At 64.7% G+C, this 4,751-nt stretch carries 5 protein-coding genes; 1 reads left to right on the top strand and 4 read right to left on the bottom strand.

Translation table 11 applies throughout. From position 1 onward, the window contains the following. Positions 1-125: 125 nt before the first annotated feature. From IPF36_RS33985 to purB, 4 genes are all read right to left on the bottom strand, one after another. Entirely contained in the window at positions 126-716 is a 591-nt protein-coding gene (locus tag IPF36_RS33985; RefSeq protein ID WP_133092293.1) for a YceI family protein, read from the bottom strand. Between the two features lie 86 nt (positions 717-802). Then, positions 803-1,384 (bottom strand): YceI family protein, encoded by a 582-nt coding sequence (locus IPF36_RS33980; protein WP_133092294.1) that lies wholly within the window; start codon positions 1,382-1,384, stop codon positions 803-805. 71 nt (positions 1,385-1,455) lie between these two features. Further along, positions 1,456-2,010 carry a cytochrome b gene (locus tag IPF36_RS33975; protein WP_135705904.1) on the bottom strand — a complete coding sequence of 185 codons (555 nt, stop codon included), beginning with the start codon at positions 2,008-2,010 and terminating at the stop codon, positions 1,456-1,458. 289 nt (positions 2,011-2,299) lie between these two features. Then, the gene (gene purB / locus IPF36_RS33970) at positions 2,300-3,676 is read right to left on the bottom strand and encodes an adenylosuccinate lyase (protein WP_133092296.1); all 1,377 of its coding nucleotides are present in this window, start codon (positions 3,674-3,676) and stop codon (positions 2,300-2,302) included. Positions 3,677-4,042: 366 nt separating this feature from the next. On the opposite strand from purB, the gene IPF36_RS33965 reads away from it, so the two are divergent. After that, complete coding sequence (locus tag IPF36_RS33965; RefSeq protein ID WP_133092297.1) at positions 4,043-4,657, top strand: glutathione S-transferase family protein; 615 nt, start codon at positions 4,043-4,045, stop codon at positions 4,655-4,657. Positions 4,658-4,751: the final 94 nt, after the last annotated feature.

The raw sequence follows: 4,751 nt of genomic DNA, 5'->3' as shown, positions 1-4,751 counted from the left end.
CCTGCCTAAGCGCTACACCGTCCGGTTCCTCAGAAAGGACCTTAACTGAACGGCATTACGGCGATCGCCGGCCTTTTGTCGCTTCATGTGAGCGGCCCCTGCGGAGCCAGCCCATGGGCGCGCTCTTACTCGGCGCGCACGCCTTCCACCTGGATGGCGAGCTTGACTTCGGGCTTGAAGCCCATCTTCACGCCGTAGTCCAGGCCGAAATCGGCGCGGTTGAACTCGCCCACGGCGTCGGCGCCGCAGGCTTCGCGCTTGAGCATCGGGTGCTGGATGCACTTGAACTCGCGGATTTCCAGCTTGACCGGCTTGGACACGCCGCGCAGCGTCAGCACGCCGTCGACTTCGGTCGGCACGTCGCCCTTGAACTTGCTGAACTTGCCCTTGTAGGTCGCCTCGGGGAAGGCTTCCACGTTGAACATGTCCGGGCCCTTGGCGTGCTGGTTCAGCTTGGCATTGCCGAAATCGATCGAGGACGGATCGATCTTGACCTCGACGGTACCGGCCTTGGCGGCACGATCCAGCGTGACGGTGCCGCTGGACTTGTCGAACTTGCCGCGCCACGTCGACAGGCCGCCCAGGTGGTCGGCCTCGAAGCTCGGGTAGGTATGGGTCGGATCGAGGTTGTACGTCACGGTATTGGCCGAAGCCACGCCGAAGGCGGCGGTTGCGGAAATGGCCGCGACGGCGGCAACGACGGAACGCAGTTTCATGGGATCTCCCGACAAAATCAGGTTAAACAGGTTAAGCGGAACGTTCTTGATTATTAACGTCCTGGTACGTCAGCGGATTGCCGGCCTTACTTCCTGGCCTGCACGATACGGAACTTGATCTGGACATCGTCGGCCACCACCGACGTGTCCTTCCACTCGCCGTCGCCGATATTGAAGACGGTGCGCTTGATCGGCAGCGCGCCCTCGAACACCTGGCTGGCGCCTTCCTGGCGGTAGGTGGCCGGCACCACCACGTCGACGGTCTTGCCCTTGATGGTCAGCTTGCCGGCGACGTCGTACTTGCCCGGCGTGCCGTTCTTGATGCTGGTGGACTGGAACACGGCCTTGGGGTATTTGGCCGCGTCGAACCAGTCCTTGCCCTTCACTTCCTTGGTGGTCTCGGCATCGCCGATCTCGAAGCTGGCGACGTCGATCTCGACCTTGGCCGACGAGGTGGCCAGCTTGGCGGGATCGAAACTGACCTGCGCGTCGAACTTCCTGAACTTGCCTTCCATCGGCACGCCGATCTGGCGCGCCACGGCGGTCACCGAGCTCTTGGCCGCGTCGACCTGGGCCCAGGCCAGGTTGGCGGCGATGCCGGCGGCGGCCAGCACGGCTGCCACGGTGGCGTTGAGGGCCAGCGAGCCGCGGCGGGAATGGCGATTCATCTTCAATGACTCCTGTCAGGTTCGGGGTTTGGCGCAAGGCGCCGCGGTAACGGTAATGTCAGCGCAGAAGTTCAGCGCAAGAACGGCAGCATCCGGCCCAGCGTGCCGTCGCGGTCGACGAACTGGTGCTTCACCGCCGCCGCCGCATGGACAACGACCACGGCGGCCATCAGATAGTTCAGCCAGGCATGCGCAAACTTGAGCACTTCCTTCAGTTCGTCGTTCTTCTCGATCAGCACCGGCATCTTCCACAGGCCGAGGTAGACCACCGGCACGCCAGCCGCCAAGCTGTAGAGATAGCCGCTGATGGGAACGATCACGATCAGCAGGTACAGCAGGTGATGCGCGCCGGCTGCGGCCCTGGCCTGCCACACGGGCGTGCCCGGCGCGACCGGCGGCGCCGCGTGCGTGGCGCGCCACAGCACGCGCAGCAGCGCCACGGCAAAGATCGTCACGCCCAGCCACTTGTGCCACGAATACAGCTTCAGCTTGGTCGGCGTCAGCCCCGGGATGCCGGTCATGTACAGGCCGAGCCCGAACGCGCCGAAGATCGCCAGGGCGACGATCCAGTGCAGCGCGATGGCGGTGGCACCGTAGCCGGCCGGGGCATTGGCGGTAGAACGCATCTGTTTCCTCTCGCCCGTGGTCATGGGCATTTCACAAATTTGGGGACGCACCCAGCAATTGGATCCGCCGGGCCGCTGAAGATTCTCGCATTATTGCGGCGGGAAGTGCGCCCATGCAGGACAGTCCTTCATTAAGTTATTCAAATGCTTTGAAGTGTCATTCTGCCGCATACGCCACAACGCCGCAGGCGGCCGGCCAGTTGGCGCAACCCGTTGCCACAAAAACAAAAAAGCCATCCTGCGGATGGCTTTTTCGGCTATGCCGACCCAGCGGCCGGCAGATGTGCCTTTAGATGCGCTCGGCCAGCGAAACCGCCTTGCCGATGTAGCTGCCGGGCGTCATGTCGAGCAGCAGCTTCTTGGCATCGTCCGGGATGGCCAGGCCATTGATGAAGGTCTGCAGCGCCTCGCGCGAGATGCCCTTGCCGCGGGTCAGCTCCTTGAGCTGCTCGTACGGGTTGGGCACGCCGAAGCGGCGCATCACGGTCTGCACCGGCTCGGCCAGCACTTCCCAGCAATTGTCGAGGTCTTCGTCCAGGCGCTCGGGGTTGGTTTCCAGCTTGCCCAGGCCGCGCAGGCAGGCCTCGTAGGCCAGCAGGCTGTAGCCGAAGGCCACGCCGATGTTGCGCAGTACGGTCGAATCGGTCAGGTCGCGCTGCCAGCGCGACACCGGCAGCTTTTCCGACAGGTGGCGCAGCACCGCGTTGGCCAGGCCGACGTTGCCTTCCGAGTTCTCGAAATCGATCGGGTTGACCTTGTGCGGCATGGTCGACGAGCCGATTTCGCCGGCCTTCGTCTTCTGCTTGAAGTAGCCCAGCGAGATGTAGCCCCAGATGTCGCGGTTCAGGTCGAGCAGGATGGTGTTGGCGCGGGCGACCGCGTCGAACAGCTCGGCCATGTAGTCGTGCGGCTCGATCTGGATGGTGTACGGGTTGAAGGCGAGGCCCAGGCGGGTCTCGATCACCTGCTTCGAGAACGCTTCCCAGTCGAACGCCGGATACGCCGACAGGTGCGCGTTGTAGTTGCCCACCGCGCCGTTCATCTTGCCCAGCAGCTCGACCTGCTCGATGCGCTGGATCGCGCGCGCCAGGCGCGCGGCCACGTTGGCCATTTCCTTGCCCAGCGTGGTCGGGCTGGCCGGCTGGCCGTGGGTGCGCGACAGCATCGGCTGGGTGGCATTGAGCCTGGCCAGCTCCACCAGGCGGGCGTGCACGCGCTTGAGCGCCGGCACGATGACACCGTCGCGGGCGCCCTTGAGCATCATGCCGTGCGAGGTGTTGTTGATGTCTTCCGAGGTGCAGGCGAAGTGGATGAACTCGCTGGCCGCTTCCAGTTCGGCATTGCCCTTGACCTGCTCCTTGAGCCAGTACTCGACGGCCTTCACGTCATGGTTGGTGACGGCTTCGATTTCCTTGATGCGGGCGGCATCGGCTTCAGAGAACTTGTCCACCAGCGCCAGCAGCGCGGCTTCGGAGGCGGCGGAGAACTTCGGCATGTCGGGCAGGCCGGTCTGGGCCAGCGCGATCAGCCAGTGCACCTCGACCTTGACGCGGTTGCGCATGAAGGCCGCCTCGGACAGCCATTCGCGCAGCGCGTCGGCCTTGGCGGCGTAGCGGCCATCGATCGGGGAAAGAGCGGTGAGCGGCGAAAGCGAAGAGGTGGTCATGCTGGAAACCGGGGAAAGGAAGGAAATAGGGGACGTACGGTGCGCGCCGCGGGGGCTGGCGCGAAATCAGCGTCGGATGGGCGGAGGCGCCTGAAGCGCCGGCAACAAGGGCGAAGCGCCCGATGCGCCGCACCGGCACCCGGCGCTGCGCAACGCGGGATTTTACCACCCCTGCCCCGGCTCCGGGGCAGCGGTCCAGTGCGCCCGCGGGGCATCGGTGCGCGACCCCGCATTCGTCCGGTACCGCAGGTATACTCGCGCACGCCGTTCCAGTAGCCTGTTATGAAGTGCATCGGGCAGCAGCGCACCCCGGCGCCGTTGCCACGCGGCAGGCGATGCACTTCATAACAAGCTCAAGGGGAGAACATGAAGCTGTATGCGTCCCATACCAGTCCCTACGCGCGCAAGGTGCGCGTGGTGATGGCGGAAAAGAAGATCGACTACCAGCTGGTTGAAGAGGACGTCTGGTCGCCGGAATCGAAGATCGTCCAGTACAACCCGCTGGGTAAGGTGCCTTGCCTGGTGATGGAAGACGGCAGTGCCATCTACGATTCGCGCGTGATCGTCGAGTATGTCGACACGCTGACGCCGGTCAGCCGGATGATCCCGCAGGGCGGGCGCGAGCGGCTGGAAGTGCGCTGCTGGGAAGCGCTGGCCGACGGCCTGCTCGACGCGGCCCTGCTGGCTCGCCTGGAAGTGACGCAGCGCGAGCCGCACGAGCGCAGCGAGCGCTGGGTCAAGCGCCAGCTCGGCAAGATCGACACGGCGCTGGCCGCCATGGCCCAGGGCCTGGCCGACCGCCCGTTCTGCACCGGCACGCACTATTCGCTGGCCGACGTCGCGGTAGGCTGCGCGCTGTCCTACCTGGATTTCCGCTTCCCCGACATCGCCTGGCGCGAGCGCCATCCCAATCTGGCGGCGCTGGAAGAAAAGCTGTCGAAGCGGCAGTCGTTCATCGATACCGCGCCGCCGCGCGGCTGAAACCCGCCTGCCTCAATAAAAAACACCCGCACGCAGTAATGCCGTTCAGTTAAGGTCCTTTCTGAGGAACCGGACGGTGTAGCGCTTAGGCAGG

The organism is Cupriavidus sp. IK-TO18 (assembly GCF_015549295.1).
In the GTDB taxonomy this organism is placed as follows: domain Bacteria; phylum Pseudomonadota; class Gammaproteobacteria; order Burkholderiales; family Burkholderiaceae; genus Cupriavidus; species Cupriavidus oxalaticus_A.
The sequence above is the reverse complement of the archived record's forward strand: the minus strand, read 5'-3'. Positions and strand labels throughout refer to the sequence as shown.

Coding starts and splice junctions, on each gene's coding strand:
- IPF36_RS33965 (WP_133092297.1), top strand. CDS start 4,043: ATGAAGCTGTATGCGTCCCATACCAGTCCCTACGCGCGCAAGGTGCGC.
- IPF36_RS33985 (WP_133092293.1), bottom strand. CDS start 716: ATGAAACTGCGTTCCGTCGTTGCCGCCGTCGCGGCCATTTCCGCAACC.
- purB (WP_133092296.1), bottom strand. CDS start 3,676: ATGACCACCTCTTCGCTTTCGCCGCTCACCGCTCTTTCCCCGATCGAT.
- IPF36_RS33980 (WP_133092294.1), bottom strand. CDS start 1,384: ATGAATCGCCATTCCCGCCGCGGCTCGCTGGCCCTCAACGCCACCGTG.
- IPF36_RS33975 (WP_135705904.1), bottom strand. CDS start 2,010: ATGCGTTCTACCGCCAATGCCCCGGCCGGCTACGGTGCCACCGCCATC.